Source organism: Streptomyces sp. NPDC006463, from assembly GCF_042870715.1.
Lineage (GTDB): Bacteria > Actinomycetota > Actinomycetes > Streptomycetales > Streptomycetaceae > Streptomyces.
Genome location: NZ_JBIAHP010000027.1, coordinates 1 through 15,485, shown reverse-complemented (window position 1 = coordinate 15,485; position 15,485 = coordinate 1). Strand labels below are relative to the sequence as shown.

The window sequence follows — 15,485 nt, the reverse complement described above, 5'->3', positions numbered from 1 at the left end:
CGGACCTCAGGACGTCGGGCCCGCCCCGAGATGGCGCTCCAGCCACCGAGCGGCAGCGCGTCGGTAGGTGCGGCGGTTGTCCGCGCGGAGGAATTCGTGGCCTTCGTTGCGGAGCACCAGCAGCTCCGCGGGCAGCCCGCGGTCGCGGGCGGCGCGGACGAACTGCTCCGATTCGGTCGGCGGGACATTGGTGTCGTGCTCGCCGTGGACCGCCAGTACGGGGACGCGCAACTCATGGACGCGGGTCATCGGGGACAGAGCGCGCAGCAACTCCCGGTCGTGTTCGGGGTGCCCGTACTTGGCGGCCGCGGACTGTGCGATCCACGGTTCCGTGCCGGCGAAGAACGTGTCGAAGTCCGACATCCCGCACACGGCCACTCCGGTGCGGAACAGCTCCGGATGCCAGACCAGCGAGGCCATCGTCAGGTAACCGCCGTACGAGCGCCCCATGACCCCCAGCCGCCGGGGGTCTGCGTACCCGAGCGACACCACGTGGGCCGCGCAGTCGGCGACGTCGTCGATCGCCGCGAACCGGCCGGCACCCAGATCGGCGTCGACGAAGGACCGTCCCCAGCCGGACGAGCCGCGGACGTCGGGGGCGAAGACGTCCAGGCCGCGGCTGAGGAGTTCGTGGTAGAGCGGGTTGAACACCGGCCGCTCCTGTTCCTCCGGGCCGCCGTGGAGGTGGATCACGCACGGGGCCGGACGGCCCGGGGCCCGGTCCGGCGTCCGGTAGTACCAGCCGCCCAGCATCAGCCCGTCCCGGGCGCGGCAGCGCACGGGTGCCGGGCGTACGGGGGGCCGGCCGGGCGGGGCCGCCTCCTCGTCACGCGCCGACCAGGGGGCGCGTACGGGGATGCCGCCACCGTCCAGTTCCCAGATGCCGGGCCTCCGGAGCGAGCCCGAGAGGGCCGCGAACGCCGCGCCGCGGCCCACGGCCATGCGGGTCACCACCTCGTGGGGCAGGTCCGGGCGCTGGTGCGGTCCGGAGTCGCCCTCGCCGTCCGCGTCCGCGGTGGGCAGCGCGATGCTCTGCAGTTCACTGGCGCCGTGGACATTCCAGGCGACCAGGCCCCACCGCCCGTGGTCGGGAACGGTCAGCAGGTCGAGGGCGGAGCCTTCGCGCTCGGCCGCGACGAAGGTTCCTTCGGAGGCGCCGTCCTCGTCCAGCCGGACCCGCAGGAGGGCCGCGTACTCCCGTTCCCAGTCGCTGCGCAGCCACAGGGTGCGCGCGTCGGGGGAGAACCGGCCGATCCACGGGTCCCCGTCGGCGACCCGCAGGGCGCAGGTGGTGCGGCCCGACGCGGTGTCCAGTACGAGGCCCTCGCGGTTTCCGCGCGGGCCTCGGCGCAGCAGCGCGAACCGGCCGTCCGCGCTCAGGTCGCAGACGCGCAGGGAGGCGGCCCCCGGTTCGCTGAACAGCAGGACCGGGGCGTTCGTGCCGTCTGGGTCGATGAGGTAGGCGGCCAGCCCTCCGCCCGGCGCCGGTCCGGCATCCGCTCGGCTGCCGGCGCCCGGAGCCAGGGGCCCCGTACGGGGGGCGAATGCCGGATGGCCGGACCGGGGTGCTGCGCCGGCATCGGCGCCCCCTCCGCCGCCGCCGAGGAGGGTCGCGGATCCGCCGCGCTCGGCCCAGGCCGCCCCGGGGCCTCCCATCTGGGCCGTGGCCTCGGACGTCGCGAGCCGTGCGGATGCGTCCTGCGACAGGTGCCCGGGCCCGCTGTGCTCGGCGACCGGCTCTGACGACCAGGCGATAGTGACGGCGAGGGCGGAGCCGTCGCGGGTCCAGGATCCGAGGTGCGCGGCGCCGCCCGCCTCGGCGCCGGCGAGCACGCGGCGGCCGGTCCCGTCGGGGCGCACCACCAGGACCCGGGTGTGCTCGCCGCCGCCCGGGGCCGAGGTGTACGCGATCCAGCGCCCGTCGGGGGACCACAACACCTCGGTCACCGGGTCGGGGTCGGCGTCGAGTACGTGGACCTCGGCGCTCCGGGCCGGCCCGCACCACAGTTGCGGAACCCCTGCCCGGTCGCAGATGAACGCCACGTGCTCGCCGGTGGGGTCGGCCGCCGGGTACCAGCATCCGTGGGCGGTGAGGAGGGTCGGCGGATCGCCGTGGTGATCGTCCGGCACCTGTACGGGCGCGGGTGCCGGTACGGGGGCTTCCGCGCCGGACGGCGGGGCCGCGCCGGACGCCGGGGCCGTCGGCTTCGCACGATCCAGGGGCATGGCCGACTCTCTCCGCCTCTCTCCGCTGCGCCGGGGCTGCGCCTCCGCCGGGCCGTCGCGGATCAGTGAATGCCGTGCACCTGCAACCAGATCTCCAGCGAAGCCACCTGCCACAGCGTGCTGGCTCCCCGCTTGGCACGGTGGCGGTTGGGTTCCGCCAGCAGTGCGGCCACGTGCCGCTGGTCGAAGATCCCGCGCCGGCGCGCCTCCGGTGCGGTCAGGGCGTCCCGTACGCGGGCCAGCACCGGGCCGGCCATCTGCCGGATCCCCGGCACGGGGAAGTAGCCCTTGGGGCGGTCCACGATCTCCGGCGGCAGGACCTTGCGGCCGATGTCCTTGAGCACGGCCTTGCCGCCCTGGTCCAGCTTGAGCTCAGGGGGGCAGGCGGCGGCGAGTTCGACGAGCTCGTGGTCCAGGAACGGCACGCGCGCCTCCAGCCCCCAGGCCATGGTCATGTTGTCGACCCGCTTGACCGGGTCGTCGGGCATGAGCGCGTGGACGTCCATCCGCAGGGCCGCGTCGAGGGAGGTTTCGGCGCCGGGGGCGGCCATGTGGGCACGGACGAACTCCAGGGAGGCGTCACGGGCCGCGGCGGCGTCCGGGTGCAGCATGGCGGTGACCTCGTGGTGCGTCCGGTCGAAGTACGCGTCGGCGTACGCTGCGGGCGCGCCCTCCCGGGCGGCGGAGGCGATCGGCGGGTACCAGTGGTAGCCGGCGAACACCTCGTCCGCTCCCTGGCCGCAGAGCACCACCTTGACGTCCTTGGCGACCTGCTCGGACAGCAGATGGAACGCCACGGCGTCATGGCTGACCATCGGCTCGCTCATGGCTGCGATCGCGCCTTCCAACGCGGCGGGGAGCCGGCCGGTTGGGATCATGAACTTGTGGTGGTCGGTCGAGAACGTGCGGGCGACGAGGTCGGAGAACCGGAATTCGTCGCCGTCCTCCCCGTTCTCCGCTTCGAAGCCCATCGCGAAGGTGGGGAGATCGAGAACCTCCAGCCCCTCCTCCGCCAGCAGGGCCACGATCAGGCTGGAGTCCAGGCCTCCCGAGAGCAGCACGCCGACGGGCACGTCCGCGATCATGCGCCGCCGCACCGCCGTGCGCAGCGCGTCGTGCACCGCCTCGCGCCAGAGCGCCGGGTCCGCGCCGAGTTCGGAGTGCCGGGTGTAGGAGGGCTGCCAGTAGCAGTGGTCGTGGTAGGTGCCGTCCCGCTCCACGACGCGGACGGTGGCCGGCGGGATCTTGCGTACTCCGGCCAGTACGGTCCTGGGCGCCGGTACCGTGCCGTGCCAGCTCAGGTACTGGTGGAGCGCCACCGGGTCGAGGGAGGTGTCGATTCCCCCGCCCGCCAGCAGGGCCGGCAGGGTGGAGGCGAAACGGAGCCTGTGGGCGTCCTGGGTGACGTACAGGGGCTTGATGCCCAGGCGGTCACGGCCGAGCACGACGCGGCCCGTGTGGTGCTCCACGACGGCGAAGGCGAACATGCCGACGAGGAGGTCCACGCATTCCCGGCCCCACTGGGCGTACGCCTTGACGAGCACCTCGGTGTCGGAGTCGGAGAAGAACCGATGCCCGATGCCTTCGAGCCGGCTGCGCACCTCGCGGTGGTTGTAGATGCAGCCGTTGAAGACCGCTGTCAGACCCAGCCGGACGTCGGTCATGGGCTGGGCACCCCGCTCCGACAGGTCGATGATCTTCAACCGTCGGTGCCCCACGGCGACCGCCCCGTGCGACCAGGCGCCTCGGCCATCAGGCCCGCGCGACTCCAGGGTATCGGTCATGCGTTCGACTGCGGCGAGGTCGGGATGGCCGCCGTCGAAGCGCACCTCCCCGCTCAAGCCGCACATGGGGCACCTGCCGAGCCGCCACCACGCAGAAGCGGTCCTCGTAGTGCTCTCGATCCCGAGGGCTCGGCCACGTCCACCATGCTTTCTTCCGCTCCCGTTCGGCCCGCGCCGTGCGGGCTCATGGCGCCTGCCCGACCGCCCGCTCCTCAAGCCAAGGGGCTGCGCCCCGATGACGCGGACCGGTTTACGCGGGCCGCCCCGCACCCGGCGGTCGCGACACGCCCACGGCCCTGCCGTGCCGGCGACGACACCCCCACTTATGCCCCCGCCTGCTCACGGATCCACGCGCCCTGCGGCGCACCACCCGACCGGCGCACCGAGCCCGCGCTCGCGTCCGCGTCCGCGTCCGGTACCCCGGGCGCGTCAGAGGTGACTGCGGGCGGCCGAGGGCGCACACGAATAGGGGCGTGAGCCTTCTCCAGGAGAGCGGCCATCCGCGCGGCCACCGCCTCGAAATCGGACCAGGGGGCGTCCGGGTCGGACGTGCCGCGACCGTCGCGCCGCTGCGACTCGTACGGGGTCATACGTACTCCCAGGGTGACGGGCCGCGGGCGGAATGCCCACGGCCCCTGTGCACAGCCTCTGCCCGCGGACCGGGAACCTACTCCTGCTCCGTGTCCCCGGCCGGTGTCAGGTGACCGGGCTCGGATTCCGGGGCTTCAGGGGTGCGCAAATACCTCGGCGAGACGGTACACAAGGTCACCGATCCCCAGGTCGCAGGCTGGTAGCGGGCGAGCATGGACAGGGCGAGCTGCTACTGGGAGAAGGTGCGGGCCGACGTCGGATCAGAAGACGACGGATGTTCCCACGCCTCCGGCCCCGGAGGGCCAGAGGCTGCTGCAGCCGGGTTCGCTCGTTCGGATGGATCGTGAGCGGATCGCAGCAACACCGGCGGACCAGGTAGCCATGTTGGAGCATGGACACTACGGGCCACAGCACGGCGCCGCACCACAGGAACGAGGGCAAGCCCAGATGACTTCCTGGCAGGGTTGGGCGTGGGCAATCGCAACAGCACCGGGTGCATTCCCCGACCGGGATCGTGACGGGGTAACCAGCCGCGGCGGGGGCACACATAAGTGATCCAGGCACTACCTTCTCAAGGTTGGAAAATGGACAACAAGACGCCGGCGAACCCCAACAACCCTGCACCGCTCTCCGATGAGGAAATGATGAAACTCATCGACGAGATCCTCGACAGCGTGCAGCCCCAGGAAGCCGAGGGCTGCCTCCTCGCCATCGCCAATGGGACCTCACCTCCCCGCGACATTCCGGTCGCTCTGACCCCCGACCAAGCAAGCAGCCTCCTTCTCTTCCTCCACAGAGGTGGCGGCTGAAGGCACAACCGCCACCGCCGTTCTGGCCGCACGCTGCTTCCCACCAAGGGCCCGGAATACCGAGATGGGCGAGACCCCTCGACGATGCGCAGGAGCTGCGGGCCCAGGCCCGCAGCTCCCACCGGATGACACCCCGCGCGCCGAACCCGTGCACGCCGCGTGGGTCCGCGTGTCCGGTCCGGCGGCTCAGGCTGCCGCCCGCGTACGGACGCCGTTCGCGTCGCACGGGAGCGGGCGGCCCGGGTGGTCGCCGGCGAAGTCCTCCGCGATGTCGGCTGCCGTATCGGCCATGGCGTCGTTGGAGATCAGGATCTGCCCGGAGAAGGGCTTGTCGATGTCTCGATGAGGAGCAGGGACCCGGTGAGGAGCCCGGCGAGGACGAAGAGCAGCACGAAGTGCGAGGCCCCGCGCCTGCGCGGCAGCCCGAAGGCGAAGGCCCCGACCGTGGCGGCCAGCGAGATCACCATGAACCAGTAGACGGTGCCCGGGATCGCCGGAGTCGCCTCGGAAAGCCGGGCCTGGCGGACGACGGAACGCTCGTCGTCCGCCTCCACAAGGAGCGCGAAGGTGTTGTCAGCTGGTCCACCCGGTGCGCCTCGGCCCCGACCGCCGCTTCGGCCGAGCCGTACGACTCTGCCGCCACGACGATCACGAAGGCCACCAGCAGCACCGCCAGGGTTTCGAGGGGGCTGATCAGATCGCTGATCGAGGGCTCCTCGTCGTCCGCCCCGGCAGCCGCGTGGCGGCGGCGCCGGAGGTGGTTGGCGAACAGGCCGGCGACGAGGGCTGCGGCCATGACGGCGACGGTGAGGGTGGTGAGCATGAGTGCGGACCTGGGTAGCGGTCGGTCATACCGTGGGCCCGGCTTCGACCTCACCACGGCCGCCGCGCACCGGCACGCCAGCTGCGCCGCCTGGCCCAAGGCCTGTCCGCACACTCATTCGAGCCGTAGCTTGAGGCAGGCGACGGCGACGAGGGCTGGGGGGCGAGCCGGCTGGTCCTGTCCGGCCACCTGGGTGGAGCCAACTCCATCGACCAGGCAACGGCCTGGGCGGTTCGCTGGACGGCACGCCTCATACTGGAATTGCGGTTGTGGTGACGAGGTCGCAGCACGCGGCCTTGCTCGACCTCTGAAGAGAATCGCCAGCAGCAGCGGTTCCGATCCTCGCCGAGCCCAAGTACACCGTCTCGGAACCCTCAGCGGTCTGGGCCGACGAACTCCATGGCCTCCCGGGCCAGCCCGTGCCAGGAGAGCTCTGAGTCAGGGTCCAGGCTGAACCACTCGCGCATCAGGCGCCCGTGCCCCGGGTCGAAGCGCTCGCCTTCACCGGCCTCCACCAGCGCATCGACGCGGGCCCGCGGGAGTTTCACCACCAGACGGCCCTGAGCGAGCATCGCGAAGATCTTCCCGCTGACCTTGAGCGCATTCGCGCCGAACTTGCCTTCCCGTCCCGGATCGTCACCGGGGACGGTCACCCCTGTAACAGCGGCGAACCGCGCGACCAGCTGTTCGTACCGCTCCTCAGGGGAGATAACCCGTCGTCGCTCCATCAGTTCCTCGACTCCATCCGATCGTTCCGGCTGGCGCGCCTCCGCCTGCCCGGCCCCCGCAATGCCTTGCGGGGATCAGGGCGCGGTGGTGGAGCGCATGATCAAGTCTGGCAGGTCGTCCTTGTTGAGGGCGAGGTGGCCGATGGGGGTGGCGCTGGTTAGGTGACCGAGCCGTCGGGGTGGACCGCCCGATGTCCGTCCCAGCCGAGCCAGGCGGCCAAGCCACAAGCGACACGACGAACAGCCGCAGGAAACCTCCTCCCGTCCCCACTCCCAGGTTCGGCCAGTGGTTCGATCGCCACGCGCCCCCCGGCGCGATCCGTCGCCGGATCCGCGAGCACCTGGGCGCCGACGCCGACCACATCTGCATACGCGTCTCGCCGCCCTGCCCGAACGCGAGCGGCGCGAACCCGTACCGGCGCTGCTGCGCCGAGGCCGACGCAGCGCCCCGCGGTCGTCGACGAGGGCGAAGCTGAACTCCTGCCCCCGGTTGCTCGAACGGTAGATCTTCCCGAAGACCGGGACGACGAACAGGTCGTCGCCGAGCGCCGCCGGGCGGGTCATCTTGGAGTCGAGGTAGCCGTAGAGGCTGCCGCTGGTTCCCGTGAGCTCCTACAGGGCCTCGGTCAACGAGGGCGAGGGTCGGTTGCCGCGCCCCACCGGCCCGTCGCCGTACCGCACGTGCGGGTACGCGTCGGCGTCGCTCTGGCCGTCGGTGCGCGCGTCCAGGGTCGCGATGGCGCGCAGTACGGGCTTGCAGCCCGGGCTGAGGGCTGTGCCGGCTTCGGAGACGGCGACGATGTTGGGGTGGGCGCCGGCCCAGTTGCTGAGCCCGTACTCGGAGGTCATGCACAGCAGCCGACCCGCGGGGGTGACGGCGTTCGACGCGGCGAACGGGTCGTCCCCGGGGCCCTGTTGTTTGTCCCAACCCCAGGGCATCGGCCAGGAGGCCAGGACCTTGTCCAGGTCCGGGGACAGGAGGTGGGTGTTTCCGGGCTTGGAGCTGACGGCGACCGCGCCGTCCGGGAGGACCGCCAGCGTCGCGCCGCCGCCCACCGGTATGGCCGACGGGCCACCGCCCGGCACCGCCTGCCCGAACACGGCGGTGGCGGTGGGCGTCCCGTCGGAACCGTAGCGGGTGATCAGCGCGTAGTCGAAGTCCTGCTCGGCGGGGTCGGCCGAGCCTTCCGCGTGCGCGCGGTAGCGCCGCAGGCCGGTCAGCACGTAGGTGTCGCCGGCCGCCGTCGCCACCGCGTGGTCAGCCCTGAATCCCCATCCGCCGGCTTCGGGGTCGAGGCGGTGGACGTCCAGCAGGGACGCGGGCGCGGTGATCGGCAGCAGTGTCATACCGGCATCCTCTCCCCTGCCACCGACAGCGCGTACGCCGACCCCAGGCCCGTCCCCGCAGGTGCTCCAGGCACAGCGATGGGAGCGCGCTGCCGCTTCACCGTCCCAGAGATCGCAGACCTGCGGCCCCGACCTGCATCGAACGCGGAAACCCGCCGCAAGGACAACCTCGCGAACGCCTACCGCGACCGGCTCACAAACGAGCTGCACGCGGGCCTGCGCGGATTTGCGCAGGCAGGAATGGGCTGCACCGGCGCGGGCCTGGCAGACTCGATCGCATGTCCGAGCACCTTTCCGGCGCAGCGCCGAAGGATCCGATGCACGAGTACGCGACGCCCTATCCCGAGGTGGTGCAGGCAGGCTCGCTGCAAAACGCTCTGCAAGTAGCGGTCGATCGCGCGGGCTACGGGTTCGCGGTCGAGTTGACGCCCTCACCGGGTTGGCGTTACGTGGCGGCGCAGGCGGCAGCCGAGGGTCGCTCAGCGACTGTCCTGATGGCACAGCAGGAGCGCTGTTTCATCGTGGACTGCTGGGCTGGTGAGGTCCACATGGCCACAGGCGATACCGAAGACTTGTCCCAGGTCGCCGCCGCGATGGACTCCTGGCTGCGGGCACCGCGGGTACGCGAACTCGTGGAACAGTGGCCCTACCTGCGTACCTGGGAGCTGGCCGAGGCCCACGAGCGTGGCGAGGCTGTCCCGGTGCGGTGGCGCCAACTGCGCGAAGCCGCCGTACTCAAGCAGGACACCGCTCTGCACGAACTCGTCGAGGCCGCCTTCGAGCAGCCGCGTCTTCGGGTCCTGTCACCGGGGCAGAGCATGTACTGGCTCACCTTCAGTCGCCGGGCCGCGCCACCGATCTGTCATGACCTGCCGCGGGTCATGTCGATCGGGCACGGCCGCTACCGGGTGCGATTCGCCGACGGCCGGCTGCAGGAGGTGGACGGTGCTGCGGAGGCCGTCGCGGTGATCCTGGACGGCCTTCCCGGCGACGCTGTCCCCCGGCCTTAGAGGCCGTGTCGGGATCACGCGGTGTGCTTCTTGAGGCGCCTCCGGCAGATCAGGCTGCGCCAAAATCCCCGCGCCCCCACACATCTCACCAGCACCACCCCCCACCGGGGTACACACAGATCGGCAGCCATCCAGCACAGCCTGAACGCCCTGGGCCACCACGAGCCGTCCCGAAAGAACGCGGCTTGCCGTACGGGCAGAGGGTGTTGGGGTAGTCACAGCGCCCGCGGGAAGCATCACGGGTGTGCGCCGAAACCCTGCCACCTTGGCCGTCCTGGCCGTCCTCGCCGTCACCGCCGCCGCATTCTGTGCCCTCGTCCCGCCCGGACCATCCGCCGCCGCGGCCCCTGCCACCGAAGCCGTCACCGCTGCCGGGACGGTCCGACTGACCAGCTACAACATCTGCGGCAACATGTGCAGCCTTCCCCCGTACGACCCGGCACGCCGGATCGCCGCCGTGGTCGCCGAGGCCGATCCGGGAGGTTGGGGTGCCGACCAGCTCTTCCTCCAGGAGGTGTGCGAACACCAGTACCTTGCCCTCCTCGACCGGCTGGGCCCGCTCGGCTACGCCGGGTTCCACTCCGCCACCCTCCCCGCCGGGAACCCTGCCATCTGCGAGGGCCACGCCTACGGGAACGCGGTGCTCGTACGCGGACCGGTCTCGGAGACGGCCGACCTCGACCTGACGGTAGGAGGCGAACGCGAGCCGATCACGGTGCCCTGTGCCCTGACCTTCCTGGCCAACCGGCCCACCTGGTCCTGCTCCGTACACCTCTACTGGGACGACGGCACCCTCGCTGTGCCCGAAGCAGACCGGCTCGCGGCGCAGACCCGCCAGTGGCTGGACGAAGGATTCACCGTCATCCTGGGCGGGGACTTCAACCATTCCCCACGCACCGCAACCCTGTCACGGTTCTACCGACCGGAGAGAGGGGACGGCGCTGACGGGTCCTTCACAGAGGCCGACGAAAGCGACCCGGAGTACTTCGAGCCTGCGGTCTGCCCACCCGCCACCACATCCGCATGCCGGTCGGGCGAGGCGACCTTCGGCCCGAAGAAGCTCGACTACCTCTTCCTCAGCACCCCCCACTTCCAAGCGCCAAGCGCCGACGCCCTCCCCCTCGACACGGCAGTCTCCGACCACAACCTGCTGCGCGTCTCGGCCACCACCTGAGGCATGATCAGGAGCAGGCCCGCATCCGCAGCGAGACTGATATGCACATCGCCGCCGCACAGCACCCGTCAGTGTCATTCCTCCGCCGGGTCATTCGTCCCTGGGCTTCTTCCCGCCCGGCGGAAGCCATGTGCCGGGCAGGGCGCGCTCGGGGGCCTCGGCGTGGAGGCGAGCGTAGAGTTCCATGCCCTCATGAAGCGCGGCCAGTGAACGCGCGTAGTCCTGTACCGCCCCCAGCACGTTGCTGAGATCGACCAAAGCCACGGCAAGGCGCGGCTCGTACGACAGGGCGTCGATCTCGACAAGACGCCGACAGAGGTTCACCCGGTCCTGGGCAACGGGGACGACCGCCTCGAAATCTCAGTTGCCGTACAGCAAGCTGCCCAGGGGGCTCAGGAGCATCTCCAAGAGCGGGAGGTGCGCCTCGAGGTCCGCCGGTGGGAGCAGGCTGAGGGCACCGATCGCCTCCCGGACCCGGTCCGTGGCCTGCTCGCGGTGGCCGAGGTCCGACAGGGCGCCACCCAGACCGTTCAGAGCTGCGGCGAGGGCGGGCAGCCCGGCTTCCGGGCTCGCTTCGGCGAGGTACCGGAACGCGGCGACCTCTTCCGGGTAGCGCTCCAGCGCTTCTTCGTGGCGGCCCAGCCGGGAGAGCACCTGGCCCATGATGAGCAGGGCTTTGTTCATGTCCGCCAGGTGGGCGGCGGGACGTGTGCCGACGAGGTCCGAGTAGAGGTCCAGCGACTGCTGGGCGCAGCCCAGGGCCTCTTCGTGCCGGTCCAGTCCACAGTCACGGACCGCCCTCTCAGGGCTTCAAAAGTATTCCATTTGCCCCTTTGACGCGTACCTCGGTCAGACCCCAAGGAGGGCTGGGCCCGGCAGTAATCGGCCCGGTTCCTGCAGTCGTCGACGATGACCCGCGGCTGCGCTTGATCGAGTGGTTCGAGGAGTTCAGCGTCAGTACCCGTGGCAGTGGACCCCAGCAGACGACGAGGCGTTCATCGCCCACCTGCGAGGCAGGGACAAGGCGATCCAGAAGCGAGCGAACTACCAGCGGATGGTTTCCCAGGGACCGACGTCCGTTGCGCGGGCCCGCAGCTTGGCGTAGCTGTCGCCGGTGTATCCGAGTTCGGCGGAGACGAAGCCCTCGTTGGCGTAGGAAAGGAAGTACGTGTTTCCGTAGCCAGGTGTGTTGGGCGTGAAGAACTTCTCCCACGGACCTATCTCCGTGGCGCGGGCACGCAGTTCCCCGTAGCCGGACCCGTCGTAGCCGAGTTCGGCCGAGACGAAGTCGCCGTTGGCTTCCGACCACAGGACCGTCTCTCCGGTGTCCCGGTTTCGGCAGAGCCCGAACAGTTTCCAGGGATCGCCGTGGTGCGAGCTCGCAGCTCGGCGTAGCGCGCTCCTGCGTACCCGAGTTCGGCGGAGATGAACTTGCCGTTCGCTCCTCTGATGGTGATGTTGTCGTAGCACTCCACGGCGTCGAGCGGCTGAGCCGCTCTCAGCGCCGTCGTTGCTGCCTGGCGAGCGGGGTCGGCCGGCGGCGTGCTGGCCGACGCCACCCCGGTGCAGGTCAAGGTGAGCGGAACGGTGGCAACGAAGCCGATGATGAGTGTCTTCCAGAGCTTCACGACTGGGATGTCCTCTCGTCAAGGATGGTTGCAACCATCCGGTGAGTGACCAGCTTGGAAGCAGCGTCCCAGCGACGTCCAAAGTTTCGGGCTGAGCCGAATGTTGGGACAGGAGCGCTAACCGGAACTGTTGAGTCCCCGGTATCCGGGCGGAAGCCGAGCGGCGGACCCGTGTCCTCCGTGACGGCGGACCCCGCAGCCGCCACCGCGAGGAAGGCGCCGTCTGGCTCTACCTCAACCACGGCAGCCTCATGCTCGACGACGTCGACATTGGGAACCGCCGTCTGACCATCGCCGGGCGAGTTCGTCCGCTCGACGAGCTCACGCTGAAGCTGCTGTTCGACTGGCTGGAGCACCGCCGGAAGCGGTGGCCTAACATTGCCGACCTCCACCTGCCGATCAACAACCAGACCGCCACGGGCACCGGCCACGTCAGCAAACCACTGGATCAATACGCCTCTACGAGGTCAGGATGCGACCTTGGAACGCCTCCGCGTCGACCGCTAGCTCGAAGAGTCCATGCTCCAAGGCCCCGACCTGCCCCACCTCGCCCAGGTGTTCGGACTCCACGAGAAGACCGCCATGCGCTACGCAGACTCCCCGCGGGTCCTGTTGGAGCAGGCCGCCGAGCAGCAGCACCAGTGATACCTGTTCGACCGGGACCCCAGGGTGAAGGGATCATGGGCGGATGCCGTCGACCGAAGCAGCAGCCAACGAGCTACAGGACCGCGCCACCCTCTGGAGCGTGGGCGAGATCCCCGCAAACGATGTCGTCAGCGCGGCCTGTGACGCGCTCGTCGCCGGACTCGACAGCCCCGGACTTCGGGTGTTGGCAGCCTGCACACGCGCCGAGGCGGACTACGACGTGCACGACTTGCTCCCGGTGGCGCTCGATGAACTCGGCCGGATCTGCTTGTCGACCGCGGGCAGAATGCCGCAGGACATCAGGAGTTGCCGTGGATGGGCGGCAGCCCGACAGGGTTCGAGGGTATGGAAGGCCTCGTGAGTCAGCTCGATGTCGCCAGTGGCGAGCCGTCGCAGCCAGTCGGCGGTGGAGTCGGGGCGTCCTTTGCGCCTGTTGTCGGCGTACACATCAACGTGCCCAGCAAGCCCGGTGATCACGGCCGCCTACCAGCCGCGGCGCCCCCATCCAGGAACGCGCCGACGGGTTCTTCGGCCCGCTCGTGCGCCGCCTGGACACCGCCATGGCCCACTCCCGCCGGAACTCCTGGAGCGGGTCGAGTCCTTCGTCGCCGACCTGAACGCCACCATGAACGCCCACCTCGCCGAGGAGAACAGGGCCACCTGACGGGCACCACACCCCCGCCGCGTCTTGCGGCCCTGCCGCCGGATCGGCGATGATCTGGCGTTGCGTCGGTCGGGGGGCGTTGTCGGTGACGTGGTTGATCACTTTGACCGTGCTGGTCGGGCTCGTGGTGTTCGGAGTCTCGCTGGGCATCTACGTTCACTCGAGCCCGCTGTTGAAGCGGGGAGTACGGACTTCTGCCGTGTGCGTGAACGTGGGGCAGGTCGCGGCCGGTTCGATGCTCCTGCTGGAGTACACGCCGGTGGGCGCTCCCGCGCGGCAGTACGCCGTCGGCCCGTTCGCCTTCCCGCCGGTGCGGGTCGGGAGCCGTATCGATGTGATCTACGATCCGAAGCGCCCTCACGAGGTGAGCCTTCCGGAGCGCCTCCCCAAGAGCGAGCGCGGGCTGGTCGTCGCCATGGCCGTTTCCGGCGCCGTGCTCGCGGCCTGCGCGATGCGGATCGTGCTGGCCGTACAGGGCTGAGCCCGTGGGCGCGGCATAGCCAGCGGGGGCGGCATAGCCAGCGGGGGCGGGCCGCCCGGAGCTGGGCCTGACGGAGTTCATCGCCTCCTGGCCGGTACTGGCGGGGCGAAGAAACAGCTGGGAGCGGATCCGGAGCCCCGAGAGCGGATCTTCGAGGTGGTCTTCGACGGGCTGCGACCACGCTGATGCCTCTGCGGTAGCCGCTGCACGTGCTGCTGCTCAGACCCTGGTCAGGGCATCACGAGTCCCCGTACCAGGCGACGAAGGGCCGAGGACATGTCGCTCCTGCCCAAGCGGGTCTACGCGGGGACGGACCGGTTGGTTGACCATCAGGGGCTTTGGTGGAGGGCGATGGTCCAGGTGTGGACGTTGTACTGGTCTTCGTGGCGTGGGTGGGGCTCGGCGATCCTCGCGGTGATGTGGTCACCGTCTCGGTGCAGGGTTGCCGTGTAGGTCCAGGCCTGGTCGGGGTCGACGGGCAGCAGTTCGGCGAGGACGCTGGTGTTGAGCCGGCGATCGACGGCGCGCAGTACTCCCGCATCGATGACCAGGATGGTGCCGTCCTCAAGGACGAGTGGTCGCGGGGTGGGTCGGTGAGTCGGGGGCCGCGTTCGATGACCCTGCCGGGCAGTAGGCGGATCACCCGGCTGCGGGTGGGGATGTTGCGGTCGGCCTCGACGACGCGGATGCCGCTGCACCTCATCCGCCGGCTACGACACGGCCTCCGCCAGATCCAGAGCGCCGTGGCAGGCGGATTTCCTCGTCGAGTTCACGCAGGCGCGCGGCGAGCTCGTCCATCTGCGCACGGATCTGCGCTGCATGGCCGATGAGCTCACGTTCACGCGCGTCGATCCGCTCCAGAAGCGGCGCGACTTGGTCGTCCATGCGGTCACCCGCGCCGGGTCTGGCCGCCAGCGCCCACGACAACGCTTTCGGCATCGCGCTCCTCGACCAGGTCGCTCCCATCGCCCACCGCGCCCACCACCTCACCGGCACGCCCGTACCCGCACCCATAGCCTGATCCCTCAAGCCACTCCGGCGAGCAGCAGCCTGCCCGCCATCGCCCCGACAACCAGGAGGCCACCGTGCCGCTGCCTAGTAGTGCTTTGTTAGCTGGTGTCGTAGGGCTGCCGTGGGACGGTTTGTTGGCAGGTGGGGCAGGTGCCGGTCCAGGTGGCCAGCAGGTGTTGGCGGAGGTCCGGGGCCTGGTAGAGGGTCAGGCCCTGGCAGGGGCTTTTGGGCAGGTCCGCTGCTCGGTGAGGAACAGGTGGGCGGCGGTGACGAGGGTGACGTGGCGGTGCCAGCCGGTGAAGGAACGGCCCTCGAAGTGGTCCAGCCCCAACGCTGTTTTCAGTTCGCGGTAGTCGTGCTCGATCCGCCACCTCGACTTCGCCAGGCGGACGAGGTCCTTGGCGGGGATGTCCGCGGGCAGGTTCGAGATCCAGTACTTCGTGGGTTCCGCCTCGCCCTCGGGCCATTGCGCGATCAGCCAGGACAGCCCGATCGTGCCGTCGGCGGCGGGCTTCGGGAGGCGGCCCGCGAGCCGGATCCGCAGGAGCACGAAGTGCGAGCTCA

Annotated in this window: 17 protein-coding genes; 7 read left to right on the top strand and 10 right to left on the bottom strand. The window is 70.3% G+C overall.

Translation table 11 applies throughout. The features are described from left to right. Positions 1–6: 6 nt before the first annotated feature. Positions 7–2,226 (bottom strand): S9 family peptidase, encoded by a 2,220-nt coding sequence (locus tag ACFYOB_RS34725; RefSeq protein ID WP_388567145.1) that lies wholly within the window; start codon positions 2,224–2,226, stop codon positions 7–9. Between the two features lie 62 nt (positions 2,227–2,288). Then, entirely contained in the window at positions 2,289–4,076 is a 1,788-nt protein-coding gene (locus tag ACFYOB_RS34720) for an N-acetylglutaminylglutamine amidotransferase (protein WP_388567142.1), read from the bottom strand. Between the two features lie 1,109 nt (positions 4,077–5,185). On the opposite strand from ACFYOB_RS34720, the gene ACFYOB_RS34715 reads away from it, so the two are divergent. Further along, positions 5,186–5,410, top strand: coding sequence for a hypothetical protein (locus ACFYOB_RS34715; RefSeq protein ID WP_388567141.1), 225 nt, complete (start codon positions 5,186–5,188; stop codon positions 5,408–5,410). A gap of 305 nt (positions 5,411–5,715) precedes the next feature. Here the strand turns inward: ACFYOB_RS34715 and ACFYOB_RS34710 are convergent, their stop codons facing one another. The 4 genes from ACFYOB_RS34710 to ACFYOB_RS34695 all read right to left on the bottom strand — a co-directional run bounded on the left by ACFYOB_RS34710 (position 5,716) and on the right by ACFYOB_RS34695 (position 8,308). Beyond that, on the bottom strand, positions 5,716–5,877 hold the full coding sequence (locus ACFYOB_RS34710; RefSeq protein ID WP_388567138.1) for a hypothetical protein: 162 nt from the start codon (positions 5,875–5,877) through the stop codon (positions 5,716–5,718). Continuing rightward, on the bottom strand, positions 5,871–6,233 hold the full coding sequence (locus ACFYOB_RS34705) for a hypothetical protein (protein WP_388567135.1): 363 nt from the start codon (positions 6,231–6,233) through the stop codon (positions 5,871–5,873). The genes ACFYOB_RS34710 and ACFYOB_RS34705 overlap by 7 nt, the downstream gene beginning before the upstream one ends. A gap of 374 nt (positions 6,234–6,607) precedes the next feature. Beyond that, positions 6,608–6,961 (bottom strand): hypothetical protein, encoded by a 354-nt coding sequence (locus tag ACFYOB_RS34700; RefSeq protein WP_388567132.1) that lies wholly within the window; start codon positions 6,959–6,961, stop codon positions 6,608–6,610. 612 nt (positions 6,962–7,573) lie between these two features. Beyond that, entirely contained in the window at positions 7,574–8,308 is a 735-nt protein-coding gene (locus ACFYOB_RS34695) for a hypothetical protein (protein ID WP_388567129.1), read from the bottom strand. Between the two features lie 278 nt (positions 8,309–8,586). Here ACFYOB_RS34695 and ACFYOB_RS34690 point away from each other — a divergent pair, with 278 nt between their 5' ends. Both ACFYOB_RS34690 and ACFYOB_RS34685 read left to right on the top strand, forming a co-directional pair. Further along, complete coding sequence (locus ACFYOB_RS34690) at positions 8,587–9,318, top strand: DUF6193 family natural product biosynthesis protein (protein WP_388567127.1); 732 nt, start codon at positions 8,587–8,589, stop codon at positions 9,316–9,318. Between the two features lie 244 nt (positions 9,319–9,562). After that, on the top strand, positions 9,563–10,492 hold the full coding sequence (locus ACFYOB_RS34685; protein WP_388567124.1) for an endonuclease/exonuclease/phosphatase family protein: 930 nt from the start codon (positions 9,563–9,565) through the stop codon (positions 10,490–10,492). A 360-nt stretch (positions 10,493–10,852) separates the two neighbouring features. On the opposite strand, the gene ACFYOB_RS34680 is transcribed toward ACFYOB_RS34685, so the two are convergent. Then, on the bottom strand, positions 10,853–11,176 hold the full coding sequence (locus ACFYOB_RS34680; RefSeq protein WP_388567121.1) for a hypothetical protein: 324 nt from the start codon (positions 11,174–11,176) through the stop codon (positions 10,853–10,855). Between the two features lie 360 nt (positions 11,177–11,536). Beyond that, positions 11,537–11,962 carry a hypothetical protein gene (locus ACFYOB_RS34675; protein ID WP_388567119.1) on the bottom strand — a complete coding sequence of 142 codons (426 nt, stop codon included), beginning with the start codon at positions 11,960–11,962 and terminating at the stop codon, positions 11,537–11,539. 677 nt (positions 11,963–12,639) lie between these two features. Between ACFYOB_RS34675 and ACFYOB_RS34670 the strand changes: the two genes are divergently transcribed. The 3 genes from ACFYOB_RS34670 (at position 12,640) to ACFYOB_RS34660 (ending at position 13,910) form a co-directional block, all read left to right on the top strand. Then, positions 12,640–12,765 carry a hypothetical protein gene (locus tag ACFYOB_RS34670; protein ID WP_388567116.1) on the top strand — a complete coding sequence of 42 codons (126 nt, stop codon included), beginning with the start codon at positions 12,640–12,642 and terminating at the stop codon, positions 12,763–12,765. 43 nt (positions 12,766–12,808) lie between these two features. Beyond that, positions 12,809–13,126: a hypothetical protein gene (locus ACFYOB_RS34665; RefSeq protein ID WP_388567113.1), complete on the top strand. Its 318-nt coding sequence runs from the start codon at positions 12,809–12,811 to the stop codon at positions 13,124–13,126. Between the two features lie 397 nt (positions 13,127–13,523). Beyond that, entirely contained in the window at positions 13,524–13,910 is a 387-nt protein-coding gene (locus ACFYOB_RS34660) for a DUF3592 domain-containing protein (protein WP_388567110.1), read from the top strand. Positions 13,911–14,609: 699 nt separating this feature from the next. On the opposite strand, the gene ACFYOB_RS34655 is transcribed toward ACFYOB_RS34660, so the two are convergent. Then, positions 14,610–14,795 carry a hypothetical protein gene (locus ACFYOB_RS34655; protein ID WP_388567108.1) on the bottom strand — a complete coding sequence of 62 codons (186 nt, stop codon included), beginning with the start codon at positions 14,793–14,795 and terminating at the stop codon, positions 14,610–14,612. Between ACFYOB_RS34655 and ACFYOB_RS34650 the strand changes: the two genes are divergently transcribed. After that, positions 14,794–14,931 (top strand): hypothetical protein, encoded by a 138-nt coding sequence (locus tag ACFYOB_RS34650; protein ID WP_388567105.1) that lies wholly within the window; start codon positions 14,794–14,796, stop codon positions 14,929–14,931. The two genes, ACFYOB_RS34655 and ACFYOB_RS34650, sit on opposite strands and share 2 nt — an antisense overlap. Positions 14,932–15,126: 195 nt before the next feature. Here the strand turns inward: ACFYOB_RS34650 and ACFYOB_RS34645 are convergent. Beyond that, positions 15,127–15,485: transposase (locus tag ACFYOB_RS34645; RefSeq protein WP_388567103.1), on the bottom strand; the 359-nt coding region annotated here is incomplete at its 5' end.